This is a genomic window from Paenibacillus sp. FSL P2-0089, assembly GCF_038595095.1.
Taxonomy (GTDB): Bacteria; Bacillota; Bacilli; order Paenibacillales; family Paenibacillaceae; genus Paenibacillus_AQ; species Paenibacillus_AQ silagei.
Map to the genome: position 1 here is coordinate 2,216,260 of NZ_CP152006.1, position 18,288 is coordinate 2,234,547.

The 18,288-nt window shown below is 49.4% G+C and carries 12 protein-coding genes; 7 read left to right on the forward strand and 5 right to left on the reverse strand.

The features are described 5' to 3' along the window. Positions 1 to 282: 282 nt before the first annotated feature. Positions 283 to 2,154 (reverse strand): acyltransferase, encoded by a 1,872-nt coding sequence (locus NST69_RS09020; protein ID WP_342549052.1) that lies wholly within the window; start codon positions 2,152 to 2,154, stop codon positions 283 to 285. Between the two features lie 187 nt (positions 2,155 to 2,341). Between NST69_RS09020 and NST69_RS09025 the strand changes: the two genes are divergently transcribed. The 3 genes from NST69_RS09025 to nspC all read left to right on the forward strand — a co-directional run bounded on the left by NST69_RS09025 (position 2,342) and on the right by nspC (position 6,050). After that, positions 2,342 to 3,163 carry an AraC family transcriptional regulator gene (locus NST69_RS09025; RefSeq protein ID WP_342549053.1) on the forward strand — a complete coding sequence of 274 codons (822 nt, stop codon included), beginning with the start codon at positions 2,342 to 2,344 and terminating at the stop codon, positions 3,161 to 3,163. 524 nt (positions 3,164 to 3,687) lie between these two features. Then, positions 3,688 to 4,887, forward strand: coding sequence for a saccharopine dehydrogenase family protein (locus tag NST69_RS09030; RefSeq protein WP_342549054.1), 1,200 nt, complete (start codon positions 3,688 to 3,690; stop codon positions 4,885 to 4,887). 26 nt (positions 4,888 to 4,913) lie between these two features. Then, positions 4,914 to 6,050, forward strand: coding sequence for a carboxynorspermidine decarboxylase (nspC, locus tag NST69_RS09035; RefSeq protein ID WP_209874726.1), 1,137 nt, complete (start codon positions 4,914 to 4,916; stop codon positions 6,048 to 6,050). 82 nt (positions 6,051 to 6,132) lie between these two features. Here nspC and NST69_RS09040 read toward each other — a convergent pair whose 3' ends face one another. The 3 genes from NST69_RS09040 to NST69_RS09050 all read right to left on the reverse strand — a co-directional run bounded on the left by NST69_RS09040 (position 6,133) and on the right by NST69_RS09050 (position 9,332). Further along, positions 6,133 to 7,170, reverse strand: a complete 1,038-nt coding sequence (locus NST69_RS09040; protein WP_339313512.1) for a hypothetical protein — start codon at positions 7,168 to 7,170, stop codon at positions 6,133 to 6,135. Then, complete coding sequence (locus NST69_RS09045) at positions 7,160 to 7,666, reverse strand: RNA polymerase sigma factor (RefSeq protein WP_339313513.1); 507 nt, start codon at positions 7,664 to 7,666, stop codon at positions 7,160 to 7,162. Before NST69_RS09045 ends, NST69_RS09040 begins: the two co-directional genes overlap by 11 nt. Before the next feature lie 130 nt (positions 7,667 to 7,796). Continuing rightward, complete coding sequence (locus NST69_RS09050; protein WP_342549055.1) at positions 7,797 to 9,332, reverse strand: stalk domain-containing protein; 1,536 nt, start codon at positions 9,330 to 9,332, stop codon at positions 7,797 to 7,799. Positions 9,333 to 9,520: 188 nt separating this feature from the next. Here NST69_RS09050 and NST69_RS09055 point away from each other — a divergent pair, with 188 nt between their 5' ends. Together NST69_RS09055 and NST69_RS09060 are read left to right on the forward strand one after the other, a co-directional pair. Further along, positions 9,521 to 10,144, forward strand: coding sequence for a deoxynucleoside kinase (locus NST69_RS09055; protein WP_209874512.1), 624 nt, complete (start codon positions 9,521 to 9,523; stop codon positions 10,142 to 10,144). Next, positions 10,141 to 10,794 carry a deoxynucleoside kinase gene (locus NST69_RS09060; RefSeq protein ID WP_339255207.1) on the forward strand — a complete coding sequence of 218 codons (654 nt, stop codon included), beginning with the start codon at positions 10,141 to 10,143 and terminating at the stop codon, positions 10,792 to 10,794. Before NST69_RS09055 ends, NST69_RS09060 begins: the two co-directional genes overlap by 4 nt. A 93-nt stretch (positions 10,795 to 10,887) precedes the next feature. On the opposite strand, the gene NST69_RS09065 is transcribed toward NST69_RS09060, so the two are convergent. After that, entirely contained in the window at positions 10,888 to 11,577 is a 690-nt protein-coding gene (locus NST69_RS09065; RefSeq protein WP_339255209.1) for an SDR family NAD(P)-dependent oxidoreductase, read from the reverse strand. A gap of 154 nt (positions 11,578 to 11,731) precedes the next feature. Between NST69_RS09065 and NST69_RS09070 the strand changes: the two genes are divergently transcribed. Continuing rightward, positions 11,732 to 12,319, forward strand: a complete 588-nt coding sequence (locus NST69_RS09070; protein ID WP_339255211.1) for a TetR/AcrR family transcriptional regulator — start codon at positions 11,732 to 11,734, stop codon at positions 12,317 to 12,319. A gap of 353 nt (positions 12,320 to 12,672) precedes the next feature. Then, positions 12,673 to 18,282 (forward strand): hypothetical protein, encoded by a 5,610-nt coding sequence (locus tag NST69_RS09075; RefSeq protein ID WP_342549056.1) that lies wholly within the window; start codon positions 12,673 to 12,675, stop codon positions 18,280 to 18,282. Positions 18,283 to 18,288: the final 6 nt, after the last annotated feature.

Below are 18,288 nucleotides of genomic sequence, written 5' to 3' on the forward strand. Positions count from 1 at the left end.
TCCCTGCTCAGAACGAGCGGAGACGACGGGGTTTTTGCGCTTGTATAGGAAATTATAGTTTCCATCTGCTGAGGATAAGGCAGGTGTAGAGGTATGGATAAGCGTTCTTCGAATGATTCGTAGAGTCTGCGTATGACCCGAATGTATGCCAAAAACAGCATACATTGTGGTGGCACGCAGCCTTCTACTTCTCACTGAAACGGTACCGTCCTTTAAAAGGACGGCAAAGCCGTTTCCACTTATGGACGTAAGTTCTGGCAGCCGTATGAACGCCAGTCCCGCTTATACGGATAACGAGAAGGCAGGCTCCAGGCGGTGTACTCCCTTCGGGGAGTAGCTCAGGGCTGAGCTTAACCCGCACAAGTCCGCCAGCAGATAGATAATGCTTAGCCACATCTCCGTGCCTTGCAGGCCGGTCTCCTGCTGCCGGGACAGCTGGAAGGCGAAGCCGCGTCCGGAAACCCAGAAGGGCAGCACTTCGCCGAGCAGCTTCTCCGCCCAAGCGCGGATCTCCGCCTGCCGGTAATCACTCTGCTTCTGGCAGAGCCAGAGCGGGTGGACGACATCCAGCACGTTGCAGGCATTAAGTGCGTCCAGGCGGAAGAAGCGGCGGTCCCGGCTGTGAGCCAGCACGGTATCGATGCTGCGCTCCGGGTACGGCAGGGGCAGACCGAACTGGGCGTAGGTAGCGCGGGTAAGCCGGTAAAAGCCGTTCACCGGCTGCAGCCACCCCTCCTTCGAAGTAGGCAGACCCCACAGCCCGGAGTCCCGGCGGCAATGCGTCGTCAGCCAGCCGAACAGATCATCCGGGCGCTTGCCGGAGCCGAAGGACTTCAGGTTGTGATAGAGGCCGGTAGCATAACAGTCGATCCAGTCGCCAGCGCCCCAGGCATTGTCCGCCCATGGCAGACTATTAAGCTGATGATACAGTGTAGCAGTATCCATATTCTCGGCAACAGCAACGGGATGGGGCAGAGCAGAACCTAACACCTCAAGTGCGTACCCTACAGCGAGTAGATGATAACGCGAGAGATGATCGGCTAACCGCTCCGGCTGATCCTCCGGTCCGGGCGGCGACCACAGGTCGGGCAATAATCCGGTCTGGCTATCCTGGAACTGCTCTAATGTGGCGATCAGCTCTTCCTTCGTCCAGCCTGGCGGCAGACTGCCGAACATCGCAGCAATCTCCACAGCATCGCAGTAGGCCCGTACGGTCCGCCCCGCTCCCGGCCGGTCCCGGAACTGCTTCTCTCCCTCTATTGTTTCGGAGTAGAACTCCAGCAGGGAAGTTAGCTGCTCCTGCACCTGCTTGCTGAAGTCTGCCAACAGTCCATAAAGTGTCCTAAAAGAGGGGGCAACTCCATCACCCGGCCCTGCGTTATCTCCCGCTGGCTCAACGCCCTCGCCGAACAGTTCAACGCCTGTCTCCAACCGCTCACCGTTTTTCCCCAGCCCCTTACTTCCTTCCTCCCTCTGCCCAGATTCTCCCCCAAAATTAGCCTCCTCAATTCCCATTCCATCCTTCATCTTCATCACTGATTCCTCCTTGTCCTTGGTGGGCTCAGCCGTTGCAGCGGCCTCCCCGGCCAGCCGGCTGCGGATCAGCTTGGCCGGATTGCCGCCGACAATGCTGTACGCCGGCACATCGCGGGTTACTACCGCCCCCGCCGCAACAATGCTGTGCGAGCCGATCCGCACCCCGTCAAGAATCACGGCATTAGCCCCGATCCACACATCATCTCCTATGACAATGCCCTTGACTGTCAAAGGCTGGCGGAAGACCGGAACATCCGTCACGGCGTAGCCGTGATTGAAGCCGTATAGACTTGCATGGGAAGCGATCCGCACGCCATTACCCATGGTAATATCGCCTGACAATATGCTATAGCTGTTCATAGAGCAGTCGCTGCCTGTGACCAGCCGTGTGCTGCGGATAATCGCACCTCCTGCAATGTAGCTCCGGTCGCCGAGCGCCAGCTGATCCGGCAGCACGATGGCTTGCGGCGAGACGAAGCAGGCTTCTCCGAAGGTGCAGGGATAATCCGCAGCAAGCTGCTGCTGGTAGCGGTCCTGCTGAAGCCGTTCTTGTTCGGACAAGCCAATCCAAGGCATGTAATCTAGGGCTTGTGCTTGGGTGGACAGGGTTTCAGTCATCTGGTATCTCTCCTTCATCATTCCAGCCGTTAATGTCCTAAGTGTAGCAATGAATGCAGGGGAGTGGCATGGTATAATGAACAGAATTGGCATGTCAAAAACGCTTCAGTATTAATCTCTGGTTAATCCCATTCCTGGTTGATCCCATCTCTGGTAAATGGCAAACCGAGAAACGGAGGAGCTATACATGGAGGAGATTCCACAGAATCTGGTGATGGATATCCACTGGATTCATGACAAGACCACCTTTCCACACTGGAAGGATATCCGTCAGAATATACATGTACACAGCCTGTACTGGATTCAGGAGGGGGAGGGAGTATTCCGGACAGACACAGAGGAGCATTCGGTGTCGCCGGACATGCTGTTCTATCTGCGGCCGGGCCTGTCCATGGAGATGAGCAGCGGAGGCGGGGAGCCATTGCGGATCACCATGATCCTGCTCTCACTGTATACGTTGTCGCCTTCAGCGGATAATCAGGGGAGGGTGGAGCCGCTTCATGCACTGCCTTTGCCGTTCCACCTGAAGCCGGGGAGGGAGCCAGGCAGACAGCTGAGTCAGCTGTTCCGCCAGATTGCCGGCGATTTTGTTCCTGGTAATCCCGGAAGCCAGCTTAAGACTCAGGCGCTGCTCTATGAGCTTTTGTACGAATTGTTTCAGGCTAAGGATAGCGCTAATCCTGACTTGGGGCAGGGCTATGAACTGTTCTTACGGATGAAGGAGGAGCTTGAGCGGCGCTACAGTGAACCCTTGCAGATCCATGAGCTGGCGGTGCGCTACGGCATATCCTCCTCGTATGTGCGCAGTCTTTTTCAGCAATATCTGCACAAGAGTCCCAAAGGGTATTTAAGTGAAATCCGCTATGAACATGCGAAGAAGCAACTGCTGTATACCAGGCTAACCCTGAAGGAGATTGCTGCCGCCTGCGGATACAGCGATGAGTTTCATTTCAGCAAAGCCTTCAAGCAGCTCAGCGGACAGCCGCCGTCTGCGATGAGGTCCTGCTAATCCCGCAACGGCTAGGCACGACAGAGGTATGGGATAGAGAGGGTTACGCATAATAAACGGATGGACCGGACCGGATCAGATTAGTTAACATTGGGCGACCTTTACAGTTATCAGTTAACGGTAGCGAAAAACGGGTAAGTTATTATAATGTGCCTCATTTGCACTTTTGTCCGGCTGCCTTGCTTAAATTTAAAATAAAAAGTTGAACAACACCGCCGTTGTGATATAATTATCCGGTTGGCCTGATGGACTGAAATGTGGAAGGGACCCTAAGCTGGTTTTCAATTTATTAAGCTTTAAAGCGAAGGAAAACGAAGGATTTCAGTGCAATGAAGTGAATTACAGAGTATTAATGTAGAAAACTGCAGATTTTACACGGAAGATCACAGTTTTTGTCGGATTTTATTGATTTATTGAGAAAGTTTCTGTATAATCAGCGTTGTTGATTTTTCATAGGATGTAGCCTGTTCCAGAGCAGCAAGGCTAATAACTAATAACTTAAGCATAATTAGGGGGTTATTAATTTGGGAAAAGCGTTAATTATTGGCGCTGGCGGTGTAGCGAGCGTTGTTGTTCATAAATGCTGCCAGAACCCGGATGTATTCGAAGAGATTTGCATTGCCAGCCGTACGGTGTCGAAGTGCGATGCGCTCAAAGAGAAGCTGGACGGGGGCCTGACTAAGATTTCTACGGCCAAGCTGGATGCTGACAACACGGAAGAAGTGATTGAGCTGATCAAGAACTTCCAGCCGGATGTCGTGATTAATGTGGCTCTTCCTTACCAGGATCTGACGATCATGGATGCCTGCCTGGCTACCGGAGTGCACTATGTGGATACAGCGAACTATGAACCGCAGGATACGGCGAAGTTCGAATATTCCTGGCAATGGGCCTACAAGGAAAGATTCGAGAAGGCCGGAATTACAGCGCTGCTCGGCAGCGGCTTTGACCCTGGCGTAACCGGTGTGTTCACGGCTTATGCGCAGAAGCATTATTTTGACGAGATTCATACGATTGATATTGTGGATGCGAATGCGGGCGACCACGGTTATCCGTTTGCCACTAACTTCAATCCTGAGATTAATATCCGCGAGATTACTGCGAACGGACGTTACTTCGAGAATGGCGAGTGGATTGAGACAGCGCCGCTGTCTGAGAAGAAAGTATACGATCTCCCGGAGATCGGCCCGAAGGATATCTACCTTTTGTACCATGAAGAGTTAGAATCCTTGGCAGTTAACATTCCTGGCGTCAAAAAAATCCGCTTCTGGATGACCTTCTCGCAGAACTATCTGACCCACCTGAAGGTGCTTGAGAATGTCGGCATGACTTCTATTGAGCCTATTAATTATGAAGGTAAAGAGATTATCCCTTTGCAGTTCCTAAAGGCCATTCTGCCTGACCCGGCTTCCCTGGGACCAAGAACCAAAGGTAAAACCAATATCGGCTGTATCATTCAGGGCACCAAAGACGGCCAGCCTAAGACCTATTATGTCTACAATGTCTGCGATCATGAAGAGTGCTATAGAGAGGTTGGCTCCCAGGCCATTTCCTACACTACCGGCGTTCCTGCGATGATTGGGGCAATGATGATTATCAAAGGCATCTGGAACAAGCCGGGTGTACACAATATCGAAGAGTTCGACCCAGATCCGTTCATGGATGCTCTTAACAAACACGGCCTGCCTTGGCAAGAAGATTTCTCGCCGACGCTGCTGGATTAAGGCGTATGACCATGAAGAACAAGGACATCGATATTGATATCAGCAATCTGCCGTCCCCTGCGTATCTGGTGGATGAACGGCTGCTGACGAAGAACCTGGAGACTCTGAATTATGTGCAGGAGAAGAGCGGAGCCAAGATTCTGCTTGCGCAAAAAGGCTTCTCCATGCACGCCATGTACCCGCTGGTAGGCAAATACCTGCATGGGGTAACCTCCAGCTCCCTGTTCGAGGCCCGGCTGGGCTTTGAGGAGATGGGCAAAGAGGTCCATGTCTATGCACCGGCTTATGTAGACCGCGAGTTCGATGAGCTGCTTCGCTACAGCGATCATATGGTGTTCAACTCGTTCGACCAATGGAGCCGGTTCAAGCAGCGCGTGCAGAACGCGCCGAAGCAGATTAGCTGCGGGATTCGCGTCAATCCGGAGTATTCCGAGATTGAAGTGCCGCTCTATGATCCTTGCTACAACTTCTCTCGCATGGGCGTAACCCTGCCGAACTTCCGGCCGGACGAGCTGGACGGCATTGACGGCCTGCATTTCCACACGATGTGTGAGCAGAATTCGGACACGCTGGAGCGTACGCTTAAGGTCGTAGAAGAGAAGTTCGGCCAGTACCTGCACGGTATGAAATGGCTGAACTTCGGCGGCGGGCATCATATTACCCGTCCTGACTATGATCTCGACACCTTGATTAAGTGCATTCTGCATATGAAGCAGACGTACAATGTGGAGATCTACCTGGAGCCGGGAGAAGCGGTTGCGCTCAATACCGGTTATCTGGTAGCCACGGTACTGGATACGATGCATAACGGCATGGATATCGCGATTCTCGATACTTCGGCGGAATGCCATATGCCGGATGTGCTGGCGATGCCTTACCGCCCGGGCATCATCGGTGCCGGAGAACCGGGCGAATTCGCCCACACCTACCGGCTGGGCGGCATGACCTGCCTGGCGGGGGATGTTATCGGCGATTATTCCTTCCCGGAGCCGCTGAAATACGGCGACAAGCTGATCTTCACCGACATGGCGCATTACTCCATGGTGAAGAACCACATGTTCAACGGCGTCAACCTCCCGGCCATCGCTTCCTATAATGAAGCAGAAGGACTCAAGGTGATCCGCGAGTTCGAATATAGTGACTTCAGCGGCCGGTTGTCTTAAGGAATAGATATTATTAATAGATGCGCCCCTTCAGCTTTGGCCGAGGGGGCGTTTTTGTACACAATTTAAACCGGACTAACGATCAGTGCGGGACCGTGTTTAGCGGAATCTTTTTGCCAAAAAATACGAAAGATTCGATTTCTTTATCATTTATAATATTATCAAACGTTTTTAGTGTAATCAGCTGGTTGCTCTCATAATAACTTGCAGACATTCCGGTAAAAATGCGGGTTGTCTCTGAAGTGCCGTCCTTAAAGTTAATTGTGATAGGCAGTTTATCCAAAGATTGGTTTGGACCAATTTCTTCTGATTTGAAGGCGAATTTATTAATCTCTTTTAATGAATCGCTCTCAATTTTCAAGGTGATGGAAATTGGCGAGACAGAGATCGTCTTTAAGGTTGCCTTATAACCATACAGTGAAATGCCCTGATTGATCTGATAAAGGGTAGAGTACTCTTTGAAATCTAGCTTAAGTGAGGTTTCCCAGGAACCAGAAACTACGGTTTCAAAAATACCGGGAAACGGATCAGCAGCTTCTAAATCTCTAAAAATAATATCAACAGTTTGACCAGCTAAGGAATTATCGGTCATTATATTCATAACCAAGCTAATTTTGTTGTCATAAGGATTCCCGTCATCGAGTACCTCGTATCCTGTACTGTACGAGCTTTGATTAGAGTTGATATGGGCATGAAAACGATAACGGGCTGCATTCAAAATAGTGCCTTTAGGAGCGGTAAAGTCCATTAAAATGTAAGTTAGATTACTGTCACCGATCACCTGCTTAATGGCAACAGACCCCTGCTTATTTTTAATTATTTTATTTATTGTATAAGCGCCATTGGACATATGTACAACCTGATCCTTATTGGATGGTTTAAGAAATTGAATCAGTGCTTCATCAAGTCCTGTATATACTGCTGCAAAAGCTGTAGTGGTTAAACCAACCATCAGTACAGCAGCAATTATAGTATATCTTCTAAGTTTTATAGGAGAAGTTTTTCTTTGGCTTCTATGTTCGATCTGGCTACTTGTTAAAAGATTTTGAAAGATTTTTTCTTTTTGATCATTTGTTGGAGTCAAAGCTTCAAAAACCTTACGGATATTTTTAATCTTCAATATAATTCCCTCCCAAATCCATCTTAAGTCGTTTGCGGCCTCTAAATAATTGTGTTTGGACCGTGCTTTCTTTACGACCTAATATTTCAGCGATTTCCTTTACTGTGTATTCCTCTAAATAATATAGATACAAAACGGTTTTGTATTTTTCGGGGAGTGAAAGAAGTTTTGAAACGACTTTACCCGAAGGCTCAATACCATTCCAAATGACAATCTCCGGCAAAGGTTCCAATGCCACACGGCGGGTTCTCCACCAATGTTTAAGGATATCTTTGCAGTAATTCCTAGTGGTTACTGTCAACCACGCTTTTTCATGCTCGTGGTCGTTAAAGACCATTGGAGTGTTAATTAGTTTGAGAAATACAGATTGAACAGCGTCTTCAACATCAACAGGATTTTTTAAATATATATAGCAAAGCCGGTAGACCATATCTGCATGTCGTTGATAGAGTTCAGCGAATTCTTTATCTGTGTCTAACAAAGAGCTGGATTTCATTATTTCGCCTCCTATAAACAACACGATTGAAGGTTTCAAAATATCTCAAAAGGCGAATTTTAGATTAAAAAAAGACCATTCTCCATTTGAGAATAGTCCGCTAATATTCTTATGTCAGGAGAGAATCCCCTTACTTCATACTAATCGCAATTCTGCTCTCCTGCGGCAGCCAGTCAACCTTCGCCCCAAGCTGTTCGCTGATGAAGCGCAGCGGCAGGTAGACGGTGCCATTCACTACAAACGGCGGCGTGGCCAGAGTGACACTTTTACCATTGACGGTGGTGGCTCCGTTCACGGTATTGATGACGATGGATAGCGGAGTTTTATCGGCAGCGGTACCGGTGATCGTTACTACTTTGTCCATGGAATAACCGATAGTAGCGCCCATCTTGGTGAACAGCGAACGCAGCGGAATGAAATTCTGTCCGTTACGGGTAATTACTCCATTCGTGAAGGCGATGGATTCGCTATTCAGGGTAACGGAGATCGGCTTCTGCATCGGGACAGGCTGCTTATAGCTGAATTCATAGGTTCCGTACCCGAGTTGGGCATTCTTGTTCACGCCCCAGCCCCAGAGAGTGCCATCGTTTTTCTGCATAATGACATGTCTTCCGCCGCCTTTTATCGACTGAATATCGGAAGCAAGTAAGGTGAACTTTGCATTCGGCGACATAAGCTCTGCAGCAATCGAAGCTGCATAGACTTTGCCGTCTGAGGTCAGTGCGACAATAGATTGTTCAACAATGTAGGCATCGGTCACCTTGCTGATTCCTGAGAAGACTACCGGAACGGGTTCATCCTGATATGTGGTTCCATCCGAATATCCGGTGACCGTGGAGCCCCAGAACCATAGACGGGATTGCTTGTCAATCGCGAGCCGGCTGCGGCCATTGTTGTACAGCGCCTGAATATCTTTTAAGCCGGAAAAAGGGGTTGCAGTTATCTGCGCCGGGTCACTATAGGTTTCAGGTAAATAACTATCCTGGTCCGGCCAGGTCCAGACGCTGCCATCCTTGCTGAGCGCATAATTCTGTTCGAGCTGCACAATATCCTTCAGATTGGGGACGGGTGTAAAAGTGGCAAGTTCGTCAATGCTGGTCCAGACCGTCCCGTCTGTCTTCAGGAACAGATAACGATCCCAGCTGCTAACCTTATCGTTAAGCTTATTGCTCTCGTAATATTGAGAGATAGCTGCAACGTGATCCAGGCCCGGAACAGGCGCAAACGGTGGGGTCGTATTATCGTCAGTTGACGTAACTGAAGTATATACCGTACCCTCTCCGGTGACTGCTAAATGACGCGGGTATACTCTTTGGAAACTGGTTATATTCTTCAATTCCGGCACTGGCGTAACTTCGATGGCCATCGTCCGGGCGTTGCTCTCCCACTTCCAGACCGAGCCATCCTTGGTGGTTACCATTGCGCTGTAATATAGCGGGAAAGAAGCTTGTACATCACTTAGTCCATGTACCTGCGTAGGTACGGACTTCGTCTCACCCCAGACCCACAGGGTCCCGTCATTCTTAATCAGATAATCGGGTCCGTAGGAAGAAATGCCGGAGCCACCGCCACTAGCTGCTGCTGTTGCAGCCTCGGGAGTCCCAACAGTCAGACACGCCGTCAGCCCCATCACCATGCTCACAAGCAAATTTCTTTTTTTCATCATGATATCCTCTACTTTCTATAGGGAATTACTGAATTAGGTAAATAAATGAATATATTACCTTGAATATAGACGCTGCACAGGTGCGAAAAGTTTCTTTGAAAATTAACCGTTGCTGGCGGCGCTCCTGTGGTACAATAATTTAGTCTGTTTTTTGGAATTGTCCGTACTTGAGGAGGAAATTAGCTTTAATGAAACATGCACCTTTTATAGCCGTGGAAGGCCCGATTGGAGCCGGTAAAACCACCCTCGCCACGATGCTCGCCACCGAATTACAGCTTCCGGTCATTAAAGAAATTGTCGACGAGAATCCGTTTCTGGACAAGTTCTATCAGAATATGGACGACTGGAGCTTCCAGCTTGAGATGTTCTTTCTCTGCAACCGGTTCAAGCAGCTTGAAGACACGACTGTGCAGTACATAGATCAAGGGAAGCCGGTCATTTCGGATTATCATATCTATAAGAATCTGATCTTCGGGGAACGGACGCTGAAGGGATCGAAACGGGACAAATACCGGGAGATCTATCATATTCTGACCGATGATTTCCCCAAACCGAACATCATACTGTATATCCGGGCGGATCTGGATACGCTGCTGGCCCGGATTGCCAAGCGCGCGCGTACCTTCGAAGAGATCATTGCCCCTGCCTACCTCGAGCAGTTAATTGAGGATTACGACGATGCGATGGCATCACTGGCCCTCCGCGAACCGTCCACCGTAATCGTCACGATCGACGGAAACCAGGTGGATTTCGTGGAGAACCCGGAAGACTTCACCGCCATCGCGGAACAAGTAAAGGAGCTTATGAAATGAACAGTTACAATATCCCGAACAATGCCATTATCACGGTGGCCGGAACCGTAGGCGTCGGCAAATCGACACTGACCGCAGCACTGGCGGAGCGCCTGGGCTTCCAGACCTCACTGGAGCAGGTAGATCATAACCCGTACCTGGAGAAGTTCTATCACGACTTCGAGCGGTGGAGCTTCCACCTGCAGATCTATTTCCTGGCGGAGCGCTTCAAGGAGCAGAAGAAGATGTTCGAGCTGGGCGGCGGTTTCGTGCAGGACCGTTCGATTTATGAAGACACCGGGATTTTCGCCAAAATGCACGCCGATCAAGGCACCATGTCCCCGACCGATTATGCCACTTACACAAGCCTCTACGAGGCCATGGTGATGACGCCATACTTCCCGCATCCCGATGTGCTGATCTATATTGAAGGCAGCCTGCCTTCGATCCTGACCCGGATCAATGAGCGCGGTCGTGAGATGGAGATTCAGACCGACGTCTCCTACTGGGAGCATATGCACGGCCGCTATTCCCAGTGGATCAACGAATTCAGCGCCTGCCCGGTGCTGCGTCTGAATATTGATGAGTATGATGTGCATGATCCCGCTTCCATGTCGGAGATTCTGACCCGGGTCAGCGCGGTAATTAACCGGACTGCGGTGGGGAAATAAATAGTTAGAGTGAAAAAGCAGCACCAGGGGTTAATCCTGGTGCTGCTTTTTTGATCCGCCTTCCTGCAATGAGGCCAAATCCATCACAGAATGTTAAAATACAATGGTTTCGGGGGTTACACCCTTGGGATATTCTTCCTCCCATATGGTTTTGTCCATATAGGCTTGATACCACATGTCGCCAATCACATCCGGATCATTGATTGCGCCAGTACCCGACTCCTTAATCAACAAGCCTAAAGAACGGTGACCAACAAAAATGCCTTGAGCAGCCAATGAAGTATGGAGATTAGCTACATAATTGCGCAGTCCTGAAAGAGCAATGCCGATATTCCCCATCATTGGGACGGGGTACATGGCAGATAATCCTGTGGTAAAGAGTATGGAACCCTCTTTCTTAGCGAGCATATCAGGGAGAACAGCATTGACAACTTGGACGGCACTGACCACATAGGCCTCAAATGCGTCCCTTACATTCTCTACGGTTAACTCCAATACAGAGGTGGGAGGATAGTTGCCTGCTGTAGGACTGAATTCCAGCACATCAATCTGGCCATACTGTGCTTTAATGTTACTGATCGCCTGTTCAATTTGTTCTTTACTGAAAATATCCGCTATGAAATAAGAGGCCTTAATACCCTCCGCTTTCAAGTCATTCACCATTTCTTGCAGCTTTGCGGCGTTTCTTGCGACTAATGCCACTTGGAAGTCATTTTTTCCAAAGCTCTTCGCAATAGACATTCCTAATCCCTTACCTGCACCAATGATCGCTAGTGTTTTCATATCTGATTCTCCTCTTATGAATACGTGAGTGTAATTGACAATTTTAATTGTAAAATCTACAATTAAAACGTTCAATGGTTGATATGAGTCAACATGACATTTAAACATCATTTTATATATATTTGACTATTATTTATGAAGGAGTGGCTCATTATTGGGCAAGGATAAGGTGGATCTGCGTATTCTTAAAACGCGAAAAGCGATTAAGGAAGCCTTCTTGAGACTAGTGCAAACCAAAGGCTACGAACGAATTACTGTACAAGACATTGCCGACGAAGCGATGATAAATCGAAACACATTTTATTTACACTATGTAGATAAACCTGAATTCATGGACAAGTTATTTCAGGAGAGCGTACAGAATTTGAATGCTTGCTTGAGCCTGGAGGTGAGCTCGATCCATGAGATGGACAAGGATATGTTCAGTACGATGATAAAAACGATTTTCGACAATATCGATGCAAACATGATATTCTTTAAAACCATGCTCACTCAAAACATTCACCCAAACTTCCCCATCTACTTAAAAGACGCTTTTAAAACGTTCATCTTCGCCGGAATCAGCGATTTCCACCACGACGAAAAGATGAAAATTGGCCTCGAGTACATGATATCGGGATTGGTAGGTGCGATTTGTCTATGGATTGTTGAACGTGAGAATTATAAGATGGATGACTTTATCTACCATCTGAGCGAAATTCATTATCATAACATGGTTGACTTGCTGAAGAATACTAGATAGCAAAACAACACCAATAAACCGCAACTGAGCCGTTCTCAGTGCGGTTTATTTTGCTTTTCAGACATTTTCTCTTAAAAATTCAGGACTTTTTTCGTTTTCCGAGTATATTAACCCTGTTTTGGGGCGTTTGACGCAGCTTTTGTCGAGATTTGTTAAGAGTTTGTTTAGAGCTGCCTGATAGAATAAACGCAGATATGAAAAAATAGGTAGTTTATAACTAGTATTTTTTGTCCACGGGAGGGCAGGGCGAAAGGAGAATGCGGAAGCATAGGGAGTGAATCTTAGACTACAGCGAAGCTTGCTGCATGCCGGACAGGACATGATGAACGAATAAGGGGGAGCACCAATTGTTAATGAGCAGGAGATTGAAGAGATATACCTCGCTAAGCTTGATTCTTAGTATGTTGTTATCGTTAATACCCAGTTCCTTTAGCGGACTGGCAGAGGCTGCGGGTGATGATTTTGAAGTCAAGTTTCTAAACGGACAACATGTTGGGAACCTAAGCTACCCTGCGGATAATACATTCCTCAACTTTTATACCGAGGAGCAAGGCTTCAAACAGACAGAGAAAGACAAAGATGCCAAATATGATTGGGTCAAGGGAGATATCTTTGCCGGTGTCGATGATAATGAGGCCACGGTTCAATTCCAGGTGAAGGTAGCCGACAATACGCTTCTGAAAAATATGGCGGAGAGCGGACATGCGGAGATGCTTACAGGGTTCTCTGTACTGCGCCGTCACTCCGGGTTCTTATGGACGCGTCATTCGTCTATTACAGTAAACATTGACGGAAAAGATATTATTAATGAACGAACCGGCAGTAGCCAGCGGTATAACAAGTCGGCCAAGGCCATCATCAAACCTAATTCCGTTATTACCATTAGGGTCTGGGGCGAAGGCGATGACGACGGTGAAGCAGCCGGTGTACGCGGATTCTACCTCAAGTTCCAGGATCTCAAGCGTCCGGTCATCGATAACTATACCTTCACCGGCAATGGTGCAGAGCGGCTCAACGAGAAGATTAATCAGAAAGAGCTGTATGTCAAAAGAGACGAGAACATCACGCTCAGCTACAACTTCAGCGAGCCTGTCAGACCGACTTCGGTCGTGGAAGCAAACTCCGATTATTTCCTGCGGCATAAGTTGTTCGTTAGTGATCCGGGCACTGGACTTCCGGCAGCCGGAGAGCAGCAGTATCTGCAGAATATAAGCTTTACCAATACCAAGGTGAGTTTAAGTTCCTACCAGAAAAAAATTGCTTACAGATACACAGGAGTTCCTTTCCATAACAGCGGCAATCTGCCACTGAAACCGCTAATTACCGGGGGAACCACCGGCGGAGCGCAGATGGATCTATCGCTGGATAATAAATTGAAAGAAGCCGTGCTTAGCGATGCGGCAGGTAATAAAGCGGTTGTCAATCTCAACACTGTGCCGAGCAGCGGCAGCAATGCCTGGCTGGACCGGAAAAGCGGGAACCCGTTTGACTTCGACCGGGGCGGCTTCCGCGTCATTGTCGATGCCGTGCGTCCGAAGTATTCCAAAACCAAGAATGGCATTCAGCCGGAGATCCTGACCGGGGTTACGCTCAATAAGGGAGATGTCATTGACTTCACCCTGCAGATGACAGAAGAGGCCATCGCCAAGACCGGCTGGGAAGAGGAGAAAACCTTCATTATCTTCAATAACGGAATGAAAGCCTATTATGTTATAGGCCGGAATACACCGAATTGGACGTTCCGCATGACCGTGCCTGACGGGCTGACTGTGGAAACTCCGCTGCTCAAGGCCGTAGCCATATCCAATGATGCGAAGGGCGGCAGTGAGCCGATCCAGATGGATACCGATGTTATCCAAGATTACGCAGGTAACTTGCTGATTCAGCCTGCGAACTTTGATGGAATCCATGAAGAGAAGTTCCCTAATATTGAAGGCGGTGACTTTTCACTCGCCAACTCCAAGATTGACTGGGCGAACCTGTTCATCGACAACACGGAGCCGGTGATCGGTTACCGGTTCGAGACAGGCGGTGCGACGGATACAACCTATGCCAAAAAAGGCAAGGTGACCATCGACGCCAACGATCCTTCCATTAAAGTACCGCATCTTGATCCTACCGTAGGTGACCGCGGTACAGAGCGGCCGAGCCGCGGGATCTACCGCCCTTCCAATATGAGTGCGGAAGCCTCACCTTCGGTAGGTCTGGTGTACTACTGGTGGAGCCAGGATAAGGCTGATCCATTCGCTGGTGTAGCCGGAGATCATTATGCAGCGCTTAAGCGTTACGCACTCTCCGCCAAGCAGCCGTCGGAAGAGCTGTATCCGGGAGAATTCGAGAATGTAGAGCTGTCGGTAGTGAATAACAAGACGAACCTGCTCGCTCCTCCGGCGGAAGCCTTCGAGGAAGGGAACAGCGGCGAGTGGTATCTGCACACCTGGACTGCCGATATGTCCTGGGATTCAGCCAGGGAATTGATGCAGCATGAGAAGAAAGACGTCTACAAGAAAACCCATGAGGAACAGTATAAAGCTTGGAAAGCAGAGGCACCGGGATCAGAGACAGATAAAATCTTCTATGCCGACAATCAGGCTCTGGCGGCTGTTGGACAATACGGCGATAAGAGTGTCTGGCCGCTTGAGGATTTCAAGAATGACGACTCTAACTGGAAGCATGAAGTTGGCGTGCTGAAGCTGGACAACCAGGGACCTGCCATTACGCTGGCCGCAGAGGATACGGCTACAGTACAGGCTCTTGTGAAGGACCCTCATAGCGGAGTCAGCAGCGTACAGTATCAGTGGGTAAAGGACGGGGATTCCCCAACAAGCGGGAAGTGGGCGGATACGCCATATTCCGGCTCGACGGTAACCCGGTCTACCTATGAGGATATTGATGAGGACGGATCATACTGGCTCTATCTGAAGGCGCTGGATCATGCGGGCAATGAGACGATTAAGACTCCGCAGGAAAGAGCGGTAGTCGTGAGTTCTGAGGCAGCAATTCCGACACAGTTCACACCGGAAGCGAATCCTAACTATGTGAAGAGTCATGATGTGACATTCCAGATCAGCGGTGTGCATCCTGATTATGTGGGCTATGCCATCAGCGACAGCTCTCTTCGTCCAAAGGATAGTGATTTCACCGGACTGGATGCTTCTATGGTATCGGATATATCACCTTTGTCTGAGAAAAGCCTGCTTGAAGACGGAGCCGAACCGGCGGAGCCTGGCGCGCCGACTGAACCCAACTCTTCGGCTGAGCCGGAAGTTATAGCAAGCATCGGGCCGGTGGCCATTATGAAGTTCCTGTCTTCCGGACCGTCAGCGCCTTCACTGACGCCGCTTGAATCGGAAGAAACACCAGCACCGGCTAGCAGTGCCGAGTCTGCAGCAACACCTGCTGCTTCAGCTGAAACAACTGAACCGTCAGCGACACCAACTGGCTCAGCAGAAGCAACTGAACCGTCAGCGACGCCTGCTGCTTCGCCAGAAGCCAGCACGGACGCCAAGCTGGCAGCCAAGGGCCTTGGCGCTTCTGTAAGTGAAGCCACTTACAGCTATGTCATTCCTGCTGAAAAATTAAAATTGAACGGAACGCAATACATTCATCTTATGGTGAAGCACAGCGACAAAACGTACTACTACTCGAAGGCTTATTATTTTGACAATGAAGCACCGGCAGTTTATTTCAGCCCTGATAGTGTTGCTTACCCGCTCCCGGTGCAGAAGACGAAGATTAGCGTGTCAGAGTTCTACAGCAAAACAGGATTGGTCAGCAAGTATCAATGGGTCAGACAAGATGCAGGTGCAAAAGTACCTACAGAATCTTCCACAGAATGGAAAGATGTTCCGGCAGGCGGCTCAGTATCCATCGATGACCAATCACTGAAATCGGGAGAAATCTCGGAGTTCCGCTTATATGTACTCGCGGTTGATGGAGCAGGCAACAGCACAATCAAGGCAAGTGCAGGAACCTTCAAGGTCTCGGCAACGACCAAGCCGGATGCGCCGGTGTCGGATGCCAAGTCTTCTCTGATCTATCTGTCCGGTGATACAGCGGACGGCTACACAGCTATTGTGAAGCTGAGTCTCGAAACGGAGGACAAGACCGGTTATGAATATTCAGTATCACCGGATAACGGTGTGAGCTGGCTGAACTGGAAGCCGTACACCAACTTCGTAGCAGTGAAGGTTCCGACGAGTAAGCCTGAGGAGCTTCAGGTGTGGGTGAAGTACAGAACGCCGGGCGGTCTGATCAGCAAGCCGGCCCAGCTTGAAATCAAGCTTCCTCTTACTACCGTACAGCCGGTCTATGCGCTTGCTTCATTAAGCGTGAACAGCCCGGTCAATGCCAAGGTTGGCGCAGACATTGAGATTACGCTCCCTCCGGGTATCCGCGTAATGCCATCGAAGATTAACCCTTCGGTGCCTGTGCGGACCGGAAATTCATTCAAGATCTACGAGAATGGTTACTACAGCTTCGATCTCACCGATCTCAGTGATCCGGACCGGACAGATACGCTGTATCTGGTCGTGAAGAATATTGACGGTACGCCTCCTGAAGGAACCATTGAATATTCATACATGGAGAGTACGAACGGTAATGTGGTTGCCCTTCTCCAGAGCACCTCTGAGCCGGTCACGGTTGTGAACAATGGCGGCAAGACAGCATACACCTTCACGGAGAACGGCAAGTTCGAATTCGAAATTAAGGATGCTGCCGGAAATGTCAATAAGGTTGAAGCAACCGTTGCGAACATTAACAAGGAAGTGCCTAGGGTGAAAGTGGTCCGTTCCTACCAATATGGCGAGAATGGAAGCCAGACCTTCGGCACCCTGAAGGATAACAGCGGCAATGTGCTGTTCTCCACCGGCGTTACGGTTACGGTAGAGAAGGCGGATGCTTCGGCTAAAGCGTTCAACATTATCAGTGCCGATAAGAGCATTACACTCATGGAGAATGGAACGGCTTCATTCACTGTGGTGGATGTGTACGGCAATACAACAGTTATCAAAGAAAAGGTAACAAATGTTCTCTCTGCGCCGCCAGTACCGGACAAAGTGGCCTATACCTTTGTAGATGCCGAAGGCAAAGCGGTTCCGGCCGATCAGATTGTTACCATCGGCGGACAGAAATATGCCAAAGGCAAAGTGAAGGTTACGCTTAGCGGCACAGTAGCTGCCCCTAACCACATGTTCTCGGGCGTAAGACCTATTTCAGACGGAGCCGCGTATACGAACCAGATCAGTAAAGCGGATGGAACGTACAGCTACTCGCGTGCTTTTGAGAGCAGCGGTTCAGCGGTCATTGCCATCTCGGATCTGCTGGGCAATGTGAACAAGGTTCCGGTGACCATTGCAGGACTTGATAACACAGCACCTGAGCTGACACTGAACAAGGAAACCGTAGGGATTGTTCAGAACAAGAAAGACTTTAACTTCCGTACGGATCTCGGCGGGTTCACCGTATCTGATAATGTATCGGCTGAGACTAACGTGAAAGTATCGGTCAGCGGGCTGGATCTGAGCAAGCTTGGACGCCAGCGCGTAGCTTACACAGCAGTTGATCAGGTAGGCAATAAGACGGTGGTCTATCAGGATGTGGTGGTCGTGAAGGACGGCGGATTGCTGGTCTTCGGTAACGATACCTTAATCTCGGCTTCCTCCGGCGAATCTGCGTTGTTCAATACCAACACCATTACCTTCAAGGTATCCGGCTTCAACCTGATGAAGGTAGGCGGAGTAGACAAGGTCAACCAGGCAGGAACATTCGATATTCTGTATTACCCTGGTCTGTACCGCGAAGGACAGCTGAAGCTGGTGAAGCAGAAGCTGACCTATGCTGAACTGGTGAGCAGTAATTTCAAGGTCACCTTCCCGAAAACAGGCTGGTACACCATTGTGGTGAGAACCCAGGAACGTGACCGTGAATTTGCTACCTTCTTTGTCGGCAATCTGAAATAGTTGAAA